The 18,908-nt window shown below is 27.6% G+C and carries 10 protein-coding genes; 4 read left to right on the top strand and 6 right to left on the bottom strand.

The window, feature by feature from the left end:
- Positions 1–821: 821 nt before the first annotated feature.
- From mltC to mutY, 3 genes are all read right to left on the bottom strand, one after another.
- A complete protein-coding gene (gene mltC / locus ERCIPICE3303_RS00570) occupies positions 822–1,904 on the bottom strand; it encodes a membrane-bound lytic murein transglycosylase MltC (protein WP_157990821.1) in 1,083 nt (360 codons plus the stop codon).
- 76 nt (positions 1,905–1,980) lie between these two features.
- Complete coding sequence (locus ERCIPICE3303_RS00565; RefSeq protein WP_157990820.1) at positions 1,981–2,229, bottom strand: oxidative damage protection protein; 249 nt, start codon at positions 2,227–2,229, stop codon at positions 1,981–1,983.
- A 41-nt stretch (positions 2,230–2,270) separates the two neighbouring features.
- Positions 2,271–3,311: an A/G-specific adenine glycosylase gene (gene mutY, locus ERCIPICE3303_RS00560; RefSeq protein ID WP_157990819.1), complete on the bottom strand. Its 1,041-nt coding sequence runs from the start codon at positions 3,309–3,311 to the stop codon at positions 2,271–2,273.
- Positions 3,312–4,817: 1,506 nt separating this feature from the next.
- Between mutY and ERCIPICE3303_RS00555 the strand changes: the two genes are divergently transcribed.
- Together ERCIPICE3303_RS00555 and pta are read left to right on the top strand one after the other, a co-directional pair.
- Entirely contained in the window at positions 4,818–6,020 is a 1,203-nt protein-coding gene (locus ERCIPICE3303_RS00555) for an acetate kinase (protein ID WP_157990818.1), read from the top strand.
- A 296-nt stretch (positions 6,021–6,316) separates the two neighbouring features.
- Positions 6,317–8,488, top strand: a complete 2,172-nt coding sequence (gene pta, locus ERCIPICE3303_RS00550; RefSeq protein WP_157990817.1) for a phosphate acetyltransferase — start codon at positions 6,317–6,319, stop codon at positions 8,486–8,488.
- Between the two features lie 574 nt (positions 8,489–9,062).
- Here the strand turns inward: pta and ERCIPICE3303_RS00545 are convergent.
- The gene (locus ERCIPICE3303_RS00545; RefSeq protein ID WP_157990816.1) at positions 9,063–9,413 is read right to left on the bottom strand and encodes an HIT domain-containing protein; all 351 of its coding nucleotides are present in this window, start codon (positions 9,411–9,413) and stop codon (positions 9,063–9,065) included.
- A 2,783-nt stretch (positions 9,414–12,196) separates the two neighbouring features.
- Complete coding sequence (ppa, locus tag ERCIPICE3303_RS00540) at positions 12,197–12,736, bottom strand: inorganic diphosphatase (protein ID WP_157990815.1); 540 nt, start codon at positions 12,734–12,736, stop codon at positions 12,197–12,199.
- A 1,161-nt stretch (positions 12,737–13,897) separates the two neighbouring features.
- Between ppa and ERCIPICE3303_RS00535 the strand changes: the two genes are divergently transcribed.
- Both ERCIPICE3303_RS00535 and bamB read left to right on the top strand, forming a co-directional pair.
- Entirely contained in the window at positions 13,898–14,515 is a 618-nt protein-coding gene (locus tag ERCIPICE3303_RS00535) for a Fe-Mn family superoxide dismutase (RefSeq protein WP_157990814.1), read from the top strand.
- Positions 14,516–14,943: 428 nt separating this feature from the next.
- A complete protein-coding gene (gene bamB / locus ERCIPICE3303_RS00530) occupies positions 14,944–16,128 on the top strand; it encodes an outer membrane protein assembly factor BamB (protein ID WP_157990813.1) in 1,185 nt (394 codons plus the stop codon).
- Positions 16,129–16,957: 829 nt separating this feature from the next.
- Here the strand turns inward: bamB and ftsY are convergent.
- The gene (gene ftsY / locus ERCIPICE3303_RS00525) at positions 16,958–18,352 is read right to left on the bottom strand and encodes a signal recognition particle-docking protein FtsY (protein WP_232515408.1); all 1,395 of its coding nucleotides are present in this window, start codon (positions 18,350–18,352) and stop codon (positions 16,958–16,960) included.
- Positions 18,353–18,908: the final 556 nt, after the last annotated feature.

The raw sequence follows: 18,908 nt of genomic DNA, 5'->3' as shown, positions 1-18,908 counted from the left end.
TAATTCAGACCATATTATTTCTCTTAAAAAGAGATATAACAATATTTTTTTTAAAAAACTAGTTTCCATAAACAATAAAGTTCTTTACATAAATAAAAAACTCATCAATAAAAACATAATTCAAATAATTACATAATTAGTAAATGAAATATGATTCTAATAATATTGAATAAAGATATCTGTGTGTTCACATAACGACTAAGGCATAAAAGATATAATCTTCTATTATAAGAATATGCTGTTTAAAATGCATATATTAAATAAAAAAAATTATCTAACATATTTAATGTAATTAAGATAACGTTATAACCATATATTAAATAATTTAATTACTTATTATGACTAGACCTATTAATTTTCAAAAAAAATATTTTTATAAAAACCTATTTAATAAATATTTATTTAAAATAAAACATACAGAGTCAATAGTAAAATGATGTAAAAAAATTCCTTCTTCTTTATTTAGAAAAATAGACATCATAGCATAGATTTAATTTAATCTTGTTTTATTAACATACTACGTAATCCTTACATCTACTATAATATACCCCCCTAACTTTATCTTCAGGAACTAAATAGTCTCAATCAGTGAGACCTATCTACTTAAGATAGTCATAAAATATTACCAAACCAACTTTAAATACACCTTATTAAGGTCAGTGAAAAATGATTTTTATCAATATTCATTTACTGAGTTTCAATTACTTATGAGATTATTTGTACAATAGACTGTACTATCAAAACTTTTAAAGTTTAATAAATATAAAAACAATCAATTCCAATTGATCACTTAAAAAATAAATATTAAAATATAGTGATTGTTATGAATATCGGTAGTAGTATTTTTGTGCATCATTTACTTTATATAAATATCGACGTGACTCAGAGGCAGGATGCTGATACCTTAGTATATAATAAACTTCAGAAGACGAAAGTTGATTAATAATACGAAAAGCACAATTTTTATCACTAGAAAATACACGTAGTACACTGCCTGCACCACTATGATATGCAGCAATAACAGCATATCTCCGTGAAATTGGATTAATAATATTAGATAAATAATTACTTTGTAATATAGAAAGGTAAGCTACTCCAGTATCAATATTATTTTCTGGATCCAATAAATACCTGCGACTTGGTTTGCCCCATTTACCTTTCATCCGAAAAACATCAATCGCAGCAGTTTTTCGCATAACCTGCATTAATCCAAGTGCATCAGAATCACTAACTGCATACTGATTAAAACTAGATTCAATCTGCATGATAGCTAGGATAAGAGATTGAGAGACCCCGTATCGCTCAGATACTTTATGTACTATAGGTAAATATTTTTGGATACGTGTATCAAGATGATTAGAAACCATTGGAATGGTCACAGACCAGATAAGATGTAAACCTGAATGACGACATTTCTGTTGTGTCTTAATTAAGTAATCAGCATAACTTGCAGCATGTTCTTTGTTACAAATTGGATGTCCAGTATTATCTAGTACCTGTCCATATAAAAGAGGTTTTTGATGATTTAAAGTAACATTGGTATCAGAATAAATATTAAGATTATCTGGGTCACCACTAGTCAAGAGGGTATTAATAATAGCTTTACGCAAACTAGCTGCCGGATTTTTACTCATTATAGTTGCAAGAGTAATCCAACCCGATTCAAAATTAATATGACTACGCGTATAATATTGATCACTATACCTCACATAATCTTTTGGACCAGCAATCAACACCTCTTTAATGCCCCAAATCTTATCAATATTATTAGCAAATTGCCCAATTAAGATATCAAAAGAATTAGTGTCTTTACTCCGAATATTATGAAAAGAATCATCTTGCCCTCTAGAACAAGAGACCAATAATGTCGAAAAAGTTAACAAATAAATTAAATTTTTATGCATATTTTAAATGTAGACCAGCATTAAAAGCATGTACTAAATAATCAACAATGCTTATTCTTTGAATAAGTGTAATACCTTAATGTAATCCTGAATCTCTATTGAATAAGAACTGAACCATTTCTTTCTCTAATACCTCTCGATCATGCTTCTTAAAAAGATTTAATTTATTTTCATTAATCAGAATTGTTTGTTTACTAACCCATCTGAACCAGACCTCTTTAGAAATCTCAGTAAAAATACGTTTCCCTATATCACCAGGGTATATCTTAGAATCTAATCCTATAGCCCTACGTTGTAAAAATGTACAAAAAATGATTCGACTCATAATGTATTCTCTTTTTAATAAATGATTAAATAATCTATAGTTCAGTAACGTAAAATATTAATAAGACGAACTATGGGTGCAGATAGTCCAACTGAAGGAGGGTCTAATAGGTTGTACCATACACCAACACCATAATGATGTACGTTACAAATAGTAGATAATTCTACCCGAATAGGTATGATGTCTAAATAAAAATGACTAAAAGTATGACGAATTAAATCCATTTGATATATTTTATGATTACTCAATAAATACTGTTTTATCGATAAACGCAAATCGACTTCACTTTTATATTCAGGAAAACAAAACAGACCAGCCCACACCCCATTTAACGGACGCCTCTGAAGCCAAATTTTTTTTCCTACCTGGATCAATAGAAACCAAGTTTTTTTATGTGGCAAAGTAAAACCAGGTTTCTTTCCTGGATATTGCATCCAAGAACTATGAATACGAGAACTACATCCTGTGTACAATGGACAAATAAAACATCTTGGGTTGGAGTTAGTGCAAACAAGAGAACCTAAATCCATCATAGCCTGATTATATTCTCCAGTTTCAGAAGAAGGAGTAACTTCCCTGCTAACTGCCCATAATTTTTTTTCTATACTTTTCCGTCCAGGCCAACCAGATATAGAAAAATAACGAGTAAGAACACGCTTTACATTTCCATCAAGAATAGGGAAATTCTTACCCAATGTAAGAGATAAAATAGCCCCAGCAGTCGAACGACCTATTCCAGGAAGGGCTAACACCTCTTCTAGACTTGTTGGAAATATCCCATCATACTTATTAAGAATAAGTTCTGCTGATTTATGTAGATTCCTCGCACGAATATAATAACCCAATCCAGTCCATAGATACAAGATATCATCTAGTGGTGATATCGCGAGAGACTTAATATCAGGAAATCGTATTATAAAACGCTCAAAATAAGGAACAACAGTAGCTACTAATGTCTGTTGCAACATTACTTCCGAAACCCAAACTGTATACAAAGTTTTATTTTGTTGCCATGGAAGAGATGTTCGTCCATGAGTATTGGACCAAATTAAAATTCTTTTTGAGAATCCTTTTACTTGCATTGATTATATTTTACCTATAATAACAACATAGTAAATAAAGATGGATGCCAGCATCTCAATACAAAATATTGAATTATTTACTTCTAATATATCATAAAATTTAAAAAATAAGATTTTATGTGTACTATAATATATATTAATATAATTACTTCAATATATTAAAAATTTATATCTACTAAAATATTTAGTATAAATAACATAGATATTAGATGTCTAATTTCTACTAATAGTAGCAACTAAATCTTATTAATTATATTCCTCTAAAAATTACAATGACAAATAAAGTAATTGTTTCTAAAATCTTATAGATAAAGTTGATAAGATACATTTCAATTTGATCATCAAATAATAAATAACTCATCTCTTCAAGGACTACACTTGTTATCCTCAAACTGATAATTCATGATTCCTAAAAATTATTTCATACTATTAAAACTACATACCAAGATTCCATCTAAATAAAATATATGACTATCTAATCTAATAAAAATAATATATCAGTCTAATTATTAATTTAATTACCGCACATCTAAATTATCCTCATACAAAAGATTTATTAAATAATCTAATTAATATCTATCTCTTTCATAATAATCTTACTATAAAATTTACGATTTATTTAAATCCATCTTTATTAAAGACAGAATATAGATTCTACCCAAACCATACTTTAATATATACACTTACCTATTCAATCTTACCTACTATTTAAACACTTATTAATCCTGTTATAAAAACTTTATAGATATATTGAACATGATATGAATCATATGAATACAATTTTATCTATCTTCCACATGATATTACTAATTACTTGTAGAAAATGTCTCCAATAAACAACAATAAAAAACTACATATAGTTCTCATTTCTAACATATTGTATGATAAAAATATGAACAAAAAACTCAATACCTCTAACATTATCAATATAAGTCAACCAAATATATTGAATAATTAATTTGAATACTATAAAAAATTGATAAAAAATACCTTTAGGGACTATAATTCAACAAGAGTAAAATACGAATAATTATATTATTATCTGTATGTATTATACAGACATACAATGACTATCTAAAATATGATAAATCAATCCATTATATGGAATCAACAAAGTGATTGATCCTAAAACCAAAATTTTATTTTATAAATGAAAATTATATCAATAAAGATAAAATAAATTAATCTAGTCAATTTAAAAACAATTAAACTTATACTAATATGATTAACATAAGAATACTAAAAACATTAATTACCATAGGATTCTATGAAAATGTACAGTTATGTTTTTAATTAATTAAAAAAAGAAATATATTAATATTACTAAAAATAATAGTATAATCATACTTTATGATATTTTTTTATATGTTTATAGTACGTTTTTATAATGATAAGTACGATCTTATACTGCATATTATAACTAAATCTACGTATATATAGTGTACTATTGATATACTAATACAAAATCTTTAATGTTTTTCTCATATCTTCAGAGTAAAATCATTTATGTCAAACAATCTTATACTAGTTTTAAACTGCGGAAGTTCTTCCTTAAAATTTGCTATTATTGATCCTACAAATAATAAGCAATATTTATCTGGTTTAGCTGAATTCTTCCATTCACCAAAAACTCGTATGAGGTGGATGATGGATGGAGTGAGAACACAAACAAATCTAGAAACCGGTTCTACACATAGAGAAGCACTAACATTTATAGTCAAACACATTAAAGAAAAAAAACCAAAACTTTTAGATCAAATTTCAGCGATCGGCCATCGCATTGTTCACGGTGGACCTAAACTTACTCAATCTATAATTATAGATGAAGCGGGCATTAAAGAAATTCAAAATTCCTCTATATTTGCCCCTCTTCATATTCCAGCTCACCTAATCGGCATTCAAGAAGCGTTAAGAATATTCCCATTTTTATCTAAGAAAAACGTTGCGGTGTTCGACACAACGTTTCATCAAACCATGCCAGAATCCTCTTATCTTTATGCGCTTCCCTACCAACTTTATCAAAAATACGGTCTCCGACGTTATGGAGCTCATGGTATTAGTCATTCTTATATCACTCAAGAAGCAGTTAAATTTCTTAATAAACCTAGTTCAGAACTAAATATTATTACCTGTCATCTTGGAAACGGCGGATCCATTGCAGCTATTCGCAATGGACGATGCCTGGACACATCTATGGGACTAACACCTCTTGAAGGCCTGGTGATGGGAACGCGTAGTGGTGATATTGATCCAGCCATTATTTTTTTTCTTTATGACATACTACGTATGAGTATGGATTCTATTAAATCACTTCTTACTAAACAATCTGGTCTTCTTGGACTAACTGAAGTAACAAGTGATTGTCGTTATCTAGAAGAAAACTACATATATAAAGATCACGCAAAACGCGCTATGGATGTTTATTGCCATCGATTAGCAAAATATATTGCATCTTATACCACGTTAATGGACGGTCATTTAGATGCAGTTATTTTTACTGGAGGTATTGGAGAAAACTCATCTATGGTCCGTCAACTAACACTAAACAAACTGGCACTTCTAAACATTAGAATCGATGAAGACAAAAATCGTTCTATCTATTCTGGTAAATCTGGTTATATCAATAAAAAAGGTCACTTACCAATTATTGTATTACCAACTAATGAAGAATTGGTAATTGCCCAGGAAACCAACCGATTAACTAGTTAGTAACATTTATTTCATAAGATATCGATCTCATAAAAACCATGAAAAATATTTAAATAAGAAGACATTATCTAATTAATACGTTCTTTATACAACATCATCTGTATGTTCTATAACATAGATTATCAATCATGATCAAATAAGAATAAACCAATCAATAACTAATAAAATTATTTATGATTGATATCAGACGAAACCTAATTACATTTATTTTTATACTAGTGAATACCTAATCCATATAACAGTATATTAAAATATTTTATTCTTCTATCTAGAATAAATATCTAGGAGAAACTACGATGTCACGTCCTATTATACTAATTCCTACCGATACCTGCATTAGATTGATCGGAATTATTTTAGGAATTCTATATAAAATAAAACATACAAATATAAAACTAAGTGTCTTTGCACCATTTAACACCCTAGAAAATGAAAAAAATTCTCACCACTATCATAGTTCTATGCATTATCAAGACTATAAGAATATTTTAATACCTCAGGATATTCCAATCAATCATATAACATCTCTCCTAAAATCTGGTCAAATTGAGACCCTCATAGAGGAAATTGTTATTTCATACTATCAACATAAAAAATATCAATATACAACAAAAAATCATATCATACTGATTGCTGGACTACAAGAAACAGACAAAAATCCATATTCTTTAGCCATAAACTATAAAATTGCCAACGCTCTCGACGCTGAAATTATATTTGTTACAGAAGTTGATTATCATTCTCACCAGACACTTCAAGAACGTATTGCAATGATACACTCGAGTTTTAACAATAAAAAAACCATAAAAATTACTGGCGTAATTATCAATGCAATGAATACCCCACCCGAACATATAAATCATGACAACAAGGACTTAACACAGAGTCAACAATCCTCTAATTCGACTTTACAAAATAATATAGATATGAAAAAACTATGTTCTAATGGGCCCTTTCCAATACTAGGATATATACCATGGAGCATTGAAATTCTCTCACCATGCGCTATAGATATCTGTCATTATTTGAAAGCTCATATTATTAATCAAGGTGCTATTTCTACCCGTCAAATCAAATCAATCCAACTCTGTTCAGGTACTGTACTTAGTACACTATCATTATTACATCTTGAATCACTGCTAGTTATATCTGCAAACCGTCTAGATTTACTTATTACCTTCTGCCTCGCATCAATCAGCAATATAAACATATCTGCTATCCTCTTAACAGGTCATGATATTATCAATGAATCTGTCAAAAAGATATGTAAAAACGCTTTCCAAGCTGGATTACCAGTTTTTCAAATTAAAAACCACAGGTGGGATGCATCACTAGATATCAACATGCTCACTCTAGAAACCCTAAGCAATAATATCCGAATCATGAAAAATATGCAGAAGTATGTAGCTGATAATTTAACTTCTCAATGGATTTCTAATATTAAGCTGACAGATTACAAAAATTACCGTATCTCTCCATCAGAATTCTGTAATCAACTAGAGAATCTTGCACGCCAATCCAATAAGAGAATCATCTTACCAGAAGGCGAAGAACCACGTATTATTCAAGCAGCTTCTATATCAGCGCAACGCGGTCTTGCAACCTGTATACTTTTAGGTAGCCCTAATAAAATTAAAAGTATTGCGGAAGAAAACAATATAACGATTAACGAAAAGATTGAAATTGTTAATCCAAAAAATATACGTATAAATTATATCAATCGTCTCGTAGAGCTTCGACATAAAAAGGGAATGGATACAAATATTGCAAAAAAACAATTGATGAATAACATTATGCTTGGCACTATGATGCTAGAGTGTGGTGAAGTTGATGGACTGGTTGCTGGAGCATTGCATACTACTGCAGATACTATTCGTCCAGCACTTCAAATTATTCAAAACAAAATAGACAGTGTGTTAATTTCATCAATCTTTTTTATGCTTCTCCCGGACCAAGTTTTAATATATGGAGATTGCGCCATTAACACAAACCCAGATCCAGAACAACTAGCTGAAATTGCTATCCAATCCGCAAATTCAGCTTTAATATTTGGAATTGAGCCTCGAGTAGCTATGATTTCCTACTCTACTGGTTTGTCAGGATCTGGACCAGATGTTGAAAAAGTGCGAGAAGCTACTCGTATTGCAAAAAATAAATGTCCGAATCTAATTATAGATGGACCACTACAATATGACGCTGCTATTATGACCGATATAGCTCAAGCTAAGGCTCCAAATTCAACAGTAGCAGGTCAGGCAACTGTCTTAATCTTCCCAGATCTAAATACAGGCAATACTACTTATAAAGCAGTACAACGTACAGCTCATATCAACTCTATTGGACCAATGTTGCAAGGTATGCAGAAACCAGTTAATGACTTATCACGCGGAGCACTGATCAGAGATATTATCTATACTATAGCCCTTACATCTATTCAATCCTCGATGACATGTAAATCACTTTATTAAATAAATAAAATTATAAATTCAAGCATCATTTATATGAATTAGAATCTTTAATATTAATCACCCATTTTTATTTCTTTTATAAAGTTTTTAAAATTATATCATCTAAACATCTTAATTATCTTAAAACTGTATTTATAATAACTATATAAACTCTATCATACTTTAATCATCTATACTAATTAAGTGTAGATATAAGAAAGTTTTTAATTTTTTAAACTATTCCACCATTCATGATATCAGAATTACCCTAGATTATATAAATACAATAGGTCCATAAAACAATTACAAATACTCAATACTAATCATCTTATTAATCAAATCATAAATTAACAATAAAACTACAACGATCGAAAATCTAGTTATACATTAACAGATCCTCCATCAATAAATCCATCACACCCTTACGCAATCTACATCTACTATGCCTTAAAACCTTCAATAAAACAGATATATTAATTTTTTATAGTCCAATAAGAGTTATATAGCAAAGAAAGCAATCCTATAAAAATGCATCGTAGCATTATTCATGCTATAATAAATATTATTAATATAATAAATATTATTCCTAATATTTTTATCTGTCTAATATCGCTCCTAAAGGACGACCACCTAGTAAATGAAGATGAATATGATATACCTCCTGACCACCATCTTTGTTACAATTCATAATTAAACGATACCCACTTTCTGCAATACCCTCATTTTTTGCAATAGATATCGCTGTCATAACCATCCGACCTAGCATATAGGTGTCACTTTTAAGAACATCATTTAATGTTGAAATTTGAATATTAGGTACAATCAATATATGTATAGGAGCCTTGGGTGAAACATCACGAAATGCAGTAATATATTGATCTTGATATAATATATCCGCTAAAATCTCACCTCGGATGATTTGACTAAAAACAGTTGTCTTTAACATCTATAACTCCTAAATATCTATGAAAAACGATATTATATAGGAATAAGCCAATCAACCCTAGAATTATCATTCTATCTTTTATTATATTAAAGGGATCGCTCTACTTTTAATCTAATTAATAATCCTATGATACACCTAATAATCGAGCATCCTGATAAATTAGATGAATATGGTAAGGTCACATCATCCTCCTATATCAAATTAGAACATATATCGTCAAAGTTAGTAAATATATTTCTAGATTATGGATATCAAGAATTAGGCTAATTTTAAAATTAATATAAAACTTAGATAAAATTATTCCAAAAACCAAAATAAAAACTTATAGATAATACGATCTAGAAACCTAGTATTTTAAGAAATAATTAATAATTAATCATAAATTATATTACATATATTATTGATTTATTAAAAATATTAATATATTTACTCTAAACTCGAATCTACCCTAAGTCATAAAATGAATATTTATCTTAATAAATAAATTAACCAGTAAAATTATACATTACAGTTTATAGAACAATACAAACAGAATAATAAGTATTATAAATTATAAATCTTATTTTAGATAATTTTTAAAAACGACTCATTCTTATATCTAGCTTTGTAAAAGCTAGCCCCCCTTACTCTATCACATTTATAGATAAAATATGTATCATACAGCTACTACTTTGATGGTATTTAATGAATAATTAAATTAAAAAATAAATCTAGAATTAATGTATGAAATAGCCACTTTTATTCTATAAATACCTTATAATAACAACTATTAATTTTTATTAATTCTATATTCACTCTTATACGACTTAGCATAAACATGCTAATATACATTATTAACATACAACTATTAAGATTATTATATAAATAGAAATCGATAATACTTAATAAATTTTGACTTTTTATAGTAAAATACAATAACACATACTTACTCTACAATACTAACTCAAAAGTAATGTTCTCAATCATATCAGCGTACATAATCTAATCAATCTTTTCACTTACCTTTATAAATATCTAAATAGAAACTGTATTATAAATAATACAGTTTCTAAAAAACCTAATAAAAAAGCCACTTATAATGATTGATCTATCTTGGATAAATTACATATAGCGATATCATGATCAAACTAATATCATCACCTATACTTTTATTATTTATTCTTTCAAATACCATTATCTGTAATAAGAAAATTAGATTCTTGGTCTAAATTAAAGCCTATCAGATGACTGGTAAACACCATGTAATACTTATAGCGCTTATTTATTTTAAATAATGTGTAAAAACATTAATAGATTATCATACTTATAAAAATTAAAAATCCCATGATCCAATAATCATAATTACACATGTACTGCTTGATATAGCATTGCATACAGAATATCAATGTTTACTTTAATTGTTTATAAAAATCCAATGAAATGGGACATTAAAAAATTTTAATAACAATTAATATTTCAATCTATTTATATCTGAAACAAACTTATCTCATCGAGATAGATTCTTAATGTCATAAAAATATCTATGCTATAGCCATAGAGAAATGTTTCTTCTATCTATTAGTCTTTAATAAAAAATTAAAACTAATCAATATATCACAATAAATCTAATCTAATCCTATCCCATTATCCATATATAATTATGACCGAATTAATTAACTAAACTTCAGCAATATACTAGTATAGATCTCCGATTCTAACTTTATAAAAAATATGAATACTATCAGTGTATAATACTAAGTACTAAAAAATCACCTAATTAATCATTATGAAGATAATCACATAATAATCATGGTATATTGCTAGCAATGTTCTCTATACGACATAAGCTATGATGTGAATACGAACCAATAATTATAACCATAATATTATAAATAGTATATTTAAAGTAAATTACTCTAATAAATAATATTTGAATAATAATTTTATGCTAAAAACTATAATTTATATATTGATATCGATAATCAAATATCTTCTATTTATGCGAAAAAATCTGATTTAACATATTATAAATCTATAATAATAAAATTACTAAGTGATGCTTTCTTATTTTATTTGCATTCAATTAATTATATATATACATATTAAACAATATATCAAGATATTATCACTAATATCATACTGAATTAAATTCTTTATTAATCTTTATGAAAACAAATAGTATTATATTAACACATTTAATCTATTATTTTGTAAAAATCATTAATCAAAAAAACAATCATCTTTAATATACTACACTTAGAATTGATTACTCTTAGACCGTAATATTTAATACTATGATTCTTCTTAAAAGAATAAAACAATATATGTATTAACTAATTAAATCTTGATCTAAATCAATATAACAATTAATTTAAAAAGTTATAGATATAATTATAAAAAAATAAAAAATATCAATCCTTCAACCTAACTAAAGCTTCATATATTTTGAATAATCAATCACTGCATCAATTATACTTATATACATCTAAAACGACTATGGTAATTTATAATAAATAAATTCATTTATCTATTATAATTCAATATATAGATATTATTTAATAAAAATTTATTAAAAAATGACATCCATAAATGAATAATAAATTACTATACTTAACCACTATTTCTCAGATATAGATATTGTATAATATATCGAGCAAGATTTATATAAAATAACAACATGAATAAAAATTTTTTTCTAACTGATCTCATTCTTAATAGTTTTAACACTCAATGAAATTTTGATAATTCATTTATATGAATTGCATGATAATTAGAGAAAGTATAATGATAATATATCATTGTACTTAAGTACTTTTTTGACTATGAAAACGCTGATGACAAGAAACAAGTTCATCTTTTGCAGAAATAACACCCTCCCAACCATCAATCTTAACCCATTTCCCTTCTTCTAGTGCTTTATAGTGCTCGAAGAAGTGTGCAATCTGTCTTCGAAGCAAATCTGATAGATCACTTATATTTTCTATATGATTATACTCTTTACTTAACTGATGAACTGGAACAACGATAACTTTCGAATCCTGACCGCATTCATCACTCATCTTCAAAAGACCAATCGGCCGAGAGCGAATAACAGAACCTATCTGAAGTGGATAAGGAGTGGGAACCAAGATATCAACTGGATCACCATCTGTAGCAAGTGTATTATTAATATATCCATAATTACATGGATAAAACATAGCAGTAGGTATAAATCGATCTACAAATACCACACCAGTCTCTTTATCAACTTCATATTTTATTGGATAAGAATATGCAGGAATTTCAATAATCACATAGATGTCATGTGGAAAATTTTTTCCAGAAGGTATGGAAGTTAAATTCATAGTTAAATCCTTATAAAGTAATGAAACAGATTGTACACCAATCCGGTCACTAACAGATATTACTCATTCTATAATAACAAATTTAAGTTTGATAAAATCATTAAACCTATAAACTTAAATTATAATAAAATAACTTAAAAAACTAGAATTATCTAGAACTCAGTAGTTTATGTAATAAACATATCAAGTGTGACAGATAGATCATGATCTATCAATATTATTCATATCTTAACCACAGCAATGAATCAAAAAAGTTATATCTTATTACGATAGACTGAACATACTATGTTAGTATATAAAATATACTTATATATACAATACTTCTAAACTAATGATTACTAATTACCTTCCCTGTTCACAAAAATTAGTTGAAATAAAACTAACAATAATATTAATAAATCAAATACATACTTGTAAATTACCAAATCCTGATAACTTCTTGTACTCAAAAATAAAATAAAGTATGTGCTTTGTATTCTTACTTATCAAAACAAAAAATCCTATTTTATAATATATGCAAATAATAGCCTAAGAACTAATACATTATCTAAAATCAAGATTTTATTATAACAATAATCTTATTGATTAGAGATAATCATTAAATTGATAGATAAATATACTATTCTTAATCTAATTATAAAATTATTCACTTTTAAAAATAATTCAAAAACTAGATTATGAATCATAATATTCATGTAATCTTATAAATTAATCAAAACAAGTTTGATAATAAAAGCTCCTCTTGTTAAAATTTAATATAAAAATTTATAGCTCGATCTTCGTAATCACAGTGATAAATACTCATTACATCACTTAATACTACTTATAGCTACTTACCGATAAGAAAACTAATCTTGCATAGACCCCTCCCCAGTAAAAAAATAATGAATCATCAAAAGAAATCTCTATCTATAAAATACTACTATTACTATTCCTATGAAAATATGCCTAATTATAGTGATAAATAACCTAAACATAAAAAAATATATAATTATTTGCAAAATAATGTAATAGGATGTTCATATAAAATCAATTTAGTATAGACTATCTAGTACTGATCTGCATTTTATTTATAAGATATGTCATTGTAATATTTTCCATGATCTATGTCTTGATAATCAATAACTATAATCGTTTCTTAATTTTAGTGGAAATAAAAATATGAGCTATGTACTACCATCTCTCCCTTATGAATATGATCAATTAGAACCATATTTCGATCAAAAAACAATGATTATACATCATACTAAACACCATCAAAATTATGTAAATAATGCTAATACCGCACTAGAAGATACAGATTTCTCTGATCTACCAGTTGAAGATTTAATGTCTAATATTGATCAACTCCCCGATCATAAAAAAGATTTTATAAGGAATAATGCAGGTGGACATGCTAATCATAGCTTTTTCTGGAAAAACTTAAAAACTAATACATGTTTACATGGTTATTTAAAAAAAGCCATTGAAACACATTTTGGCAGTGTTAAAACTTTTCAAGCTAAATTTGAAGAAACAGCTACCACACGGTTTGGTTCTGGATGGGCTTGGCTTGTTAAAAAAGATAATCAATTGCTAATTGTTTCTACAGCAAATCAAGATAATCCTCTAATGGGAGAAAGAATCTCTGGTGTCTCTGGAATACCTATTATATGCCTAGATGTCTGGGAGCATGCCTACTATCTTCAATATCAAAACAAACGACATGATTATATACAGGCTTTTTGGAATGTAGTTAATTGGGATGAAGCTGAATCAATTTTTATATCTAATATATAGCCTATTCTATCTGTAATTCAGAATCATTTGATTATGTTTATGTTATTTCCTACCTGGAATTAGCATAAACTAATCAGCATGAATACTATAGTCACAATAAAATAAACTTTTTTATCTTATTCAAAATAACTACTATATTTATCTATATGAATTTCATTTTCTCAATTGACAATCTCATATAAATGAGAACTTCAATCTTATAAACCGATATCACACAAAATCTTTATGATTCTAATTAATATCATATTAACAATCAATCTATCTATATACAAAATATCAAATACTGTAAATAAAATATCCACAGTAAAAAGAAATATTACATCTAATTTATATAAAAATTTGTTATGAAACTTAATTAAATACAACTAATCTTGAATATATAGAGATCTATAAGTTATACAATCCCCTTAGAACAAATGAGGTAAGTCATGATATTACATAAATTACTCATAACAGACCTGATATTAATTGCGCTAGTCAGCGGATGTTCATGGAGCAGCAAGACTGATGAAATTAGAAATGCATCACCATTACTCACTATTGAAAATCAATTCAAAACCATAAAACTCTGGAGTTCTTCTATTAAAGAAGAAGCAGGAAATATTAACTCAAAATTACACCCCACATCTTTAAACAAAACTATTTATGCTGCTAATCGTTACGGTATAATAAAAGCATTATATTCCACTAATGGAAAAGAAAAATGGATAACTAATCTCTCAGAAAATAAAAATCTATTCTCTAAAAATATCCCAGCATTATTATCTGGTGGCCTAACAGTAAGTAATAATCATATTTATGTTGGTACTGAACGCGCAAAAATATTTTCTATTAACACTATGGATGGTTCAGTTGATTGGACACAAAATGTAGCTGGTGAAGTATTATCTGCCCCAGTAATAAGTGATTACATCGTACTAGTTCATACTAGCAACGGTATGCTTCAAGGATTAGATCAAAATAATGGCTCTATTAAATGGTCTATTAATCTTGATACACCTACATTAAGTCTACGTGGTCAATCTGAACCGACGATCACACTCGGTACTGTTGTTATAGGAAGCGATAATGGTTATATTAGCGCTATTAACATCAATGATGGCCAAATCATATGGCAAAAAAAAATTACAAGAACTCATGGAGCATCAGCAATAGATCGGCTTACAGATGTCGACGTTTCTCCATTGATTGTCAACGGTATAATCTATTCTTTAGCATATAATGGAAACCTAACAGCACTAACTCTAGAATCAGGTCAGATACTATGGCAACATGACATTGGTTCAGCACATGATCTCATTAGTGATGATCATCGCATCTTTCTTGTGGACAAAAATGATTGCTTAATAGCACTAACTGCTGAAAAAGGTCTTAAAATTTGGAAACAAAGTAATCTACTATATAGAAAACTAACATCACCTATCCTGTATAATGGATACTTAGTAGTAGGCGATCAACAGGGTTATTTATATTGGATTAATACTAATACTGGACAAATCGTATCTCAACAAAAAATAGATAACACTGGTTTTGTCACTAAACCAGTAATTTCTAATGATAACCTCTTAGTTTTGCAATCCACAACCGGTAAAATTAGTGTAATTACAAATTAATCCTTATTCATTAAAAAGACAATACATTAAAATCACTTCTTTAACATTACTACATATATAAAAACTACATGATAGCTCTACGTATCTTCTAACTATTTTTACTAGATTTGAGCCCATATTGAAAGATCCCCAGTTTTATATTAAGATCTGTTTCACGGGCTCAATCAGAATACTAGAATCTAGTTAAAAATAACTAAGTTTTATTTAATTAAATAAAACTTGCCAATCTATAAAAATAAGGATTCATCCAATGAATTAATTATTCTATATAATTATATTATAATATAACAGCGTCTCTATGTTTTCAGTTTAACTAAAATTGAAAATTTAGAATACAAGATAAAGCATTAAGTTCTGAATAAAAAATCTATCTTTTGATACAAGCTGTTCATAATTAAAACTAAATAGATGAAATTAAATCAAACTATTTAAATCCTACCGTTCTAAAAATCAATATTTTATTATACAAAACAACATTATTTCATACATATATAATTTATATTAATAAGGTTGCTACCTTTAACTTATCATTTTTAAAACAATAAATCCATAAAAACGTCTAATATACATTGAATTTTCATGATATTGTACCGATAGATACAAACTTTTATCAGACAATAATATCTCATATACTAATAACTTTATAAGAAGCAACCATACCAAAAGATCACTAGATTGCTATAAAGATAGTAATTAGAGCAGTAAATCTTCAATTAAAAAATCCACATTTTATATAAAATAATTAGATATATCCTAATTGCATCCATCAACTTTATCTAAAGTAAACTAAGTACTCTCTAATAGACTAAACCCATTCAATCTATCTAAATTATAAAAATAACGCCTTGATAAAATCCTCAGATTGAAACTCACGTAAATCTTCTATACCCTCTCCTATTCCTATATAACGAATAGGAATATTAAATTGATCTGCTAATGTAAAGATCACACCACCTTTTGCTGTGCTATCCAACTTAGTTAATGTAATCCCTGTGACACCTAAATGTTTGTTAAATAATTTAGTTTGATTAATAGCATTCTGACCAGTACTCGCATCAATGATTAACATAATCTCATGAGGAGCACTAATATCAACTTTCTTAATTACACGAATAATTTTTTTTACTTCTTCTATTAAAGGGGTTTTGTTCTGTAGACGACCAGCTGTATCTGCAATAAGAATATCTGTTTGACGAGCTTTTGAAGCATGCATTGCATCAAAAATAACAGAGGCAGAATCTGATCCAACATGATTGGAAACTACTGAAATATTGTTGCGTTCTCCCCATACCTCTAGTTGGTCAATAGCCCCAGCACGAAATGTATCACCAGCGGCCAATATAACTGATTGCCCTCTCATCTGAAATTTCTGTGCTAACTTACCTATAGTAGTAGTTTTTCCTGCACCATTAACACCTATCATTAGAATAACAAAAGGCATTTTTTTTATTATATTTAAAGGCTCTTCAACCTTGGAAAGAATTTCTCTCATACTACTTTTAAGATACAGATACAATTCTTCTGCATTAGTACACTTCTTATCTCTTATTCCAATCTCTAAAGTACTGATCAAACGTTGTGTGGTATCTACTCCAACGTCTGATAATAAAAGTTTTTCTTCTAACTTTTCAAAAAAACTCCTATCTATTTTAGATTCACGAAAAAGATGCCGAAATCCGATACCTAAATGTACTCGAGTCCTATTTAATCGAGATTTTAAACGATTAAAAAAACCAACTTTATAAAAATACTCTGTTTTCTTAATTTGATCTGATTCTAATCCAGTAATTAAACTATCCTTAATGGAGTGTTTTTCTTTAAACTCAACATCAGAACTATTGTGCAATGCATATTTCTCTATAGTAGAGGTAGTAGATTCTTTAATATTATTTTGAGAAAAAGATGAATGATCCGTGTCTATTGTGGTTTTAATACACGCATCTAAAGTATTGAATTGAGGTGTCTGTATACTCTGATTCTCTACTAAATACTGTAAATCAGAATATACTCTTTGATCTTTTAATTCTATGACTTCAGTGCTTATAACACTAGACTCTTTTTCTTTATGTTTAGAAAAATTATCTAACCTATTATCCTGATTTTGTTCTTCACACAAAACCTTAAAAGATGAGATATTCTCACTTTTATCTTTGTCTAGATTAATAGATTTTTTCTTTCCTAATCCTATCCACTTTAAAAGTGTACTCTGTTTATTCTTAAACACAATCCAATATACTCCAAGCAGGTATCATTATTTTACTAAGAAATTTCAAGATATATCTATATTCTCCTTTACGAATACTTCTATTATCTAAACAACAATCTATGTTAATTAAAACATTCTTTTTCTCTAAAACATTCAGATTTTCTCAAGAGCCCATATCTTATAGACAGGAAAGCTTATCATAAATACTATCTATATAAATCACCATTTACTGAATACAAACAGATAAAGATTTATCTCAGTAATAATACTAATTAATATATTGACTCTGAACCGTATCCTAGAAAAATTAAACCTCATTATATCTGTTTTTTATCAATCAATAATCAACGGTTCACTATTAAATTAAAACAAATAAAAATAAACTACATGAATTATGCTGAAAGTAAAATGCTATAATAAAATTATAGATAGCATTAAAAATATTCTTTATTAAGTAATCTATAATACATTATTATTTTTTATTCCAATCCTAAAAATACAATAGACAACAAGAATATACAACTAGAAAACACTCTATATAAAAAATAACCAATAAATATATCAACTCTTTTTC

This window comes from Candidatus Erwinia haradaeae, assembly GCF_900699015.1.
In the GTDB taxonomy this organism is placed as follows: Bacteria; Pseudomonadota; Gammaproteobacteria; order Enterobacterales; family Enterobacteriaceae; genus Erwinia_E; species Erwinia_E haradaeae_E.
This window is presented reverse-complemented; position numbering and strand designations above follow the sequence as displayed.

Coding starts and splice junctions, on each gene's coding strand:
- mltC (WP_157990821.1), bottom strand. CDS start 1,904: ATGCATAAAAATTTAATTTATTTGTTAACTTTTTCGACATTATTGGTC.
- ERCIPICE3303_RS00565 (WP_157990820.1), bottom strand. CDS start 2,229: ATGAGTCGAATCATTTTTTGTACATTTTTACAACGTAGGGCTATAGGA.
- mutY (WP_157990819.1), bottom strand. CDS start 3,311: ATGCAAGTAAAAGGATTCTCAAAAAGAATTTTAATTTGGTCCAATACT.
- ERCIPICE3303_RS00555 (WP_157990818.1), top strand. CDS start 4,818: ATGTCAAACAATCTTATACTAGTTTTAAACTGCGGAAGTTCTTCCTTA.
- pta (WP_157990817.1), top strand. CDS start 6,317: ATGTCACGTCCTATTATACTAATTCCTACCGATACCTGCATTAGATTG.
- ERCIPICE3303_RS00545 (WP_157990816.1), bottom strand. CDS start 9,413: ATGTTAAAGACAACTGTTTTTAGTCAAATCATCCGAGGTGAGATTTTA.
- ppa (WP_157990815.1), bottom strand. CDS start 12,736: ATGAATTTAACTTCCATACCTTCTGGAAAAAATTTTCCACATGACATC.
- ERCIPICE3303_RS00535 (WP_157990814.1), top strand. CDS start 13,898: ATGAGCTATGTACTACCATCTCTCCCTTATGAATATGATCAATTAGAA.
- bamB (WP_157990813.1), top strand. CDS start 14,944: ATGATATTACATAAATTACTCATAACAGACCTGATATTAATTGCGCTA.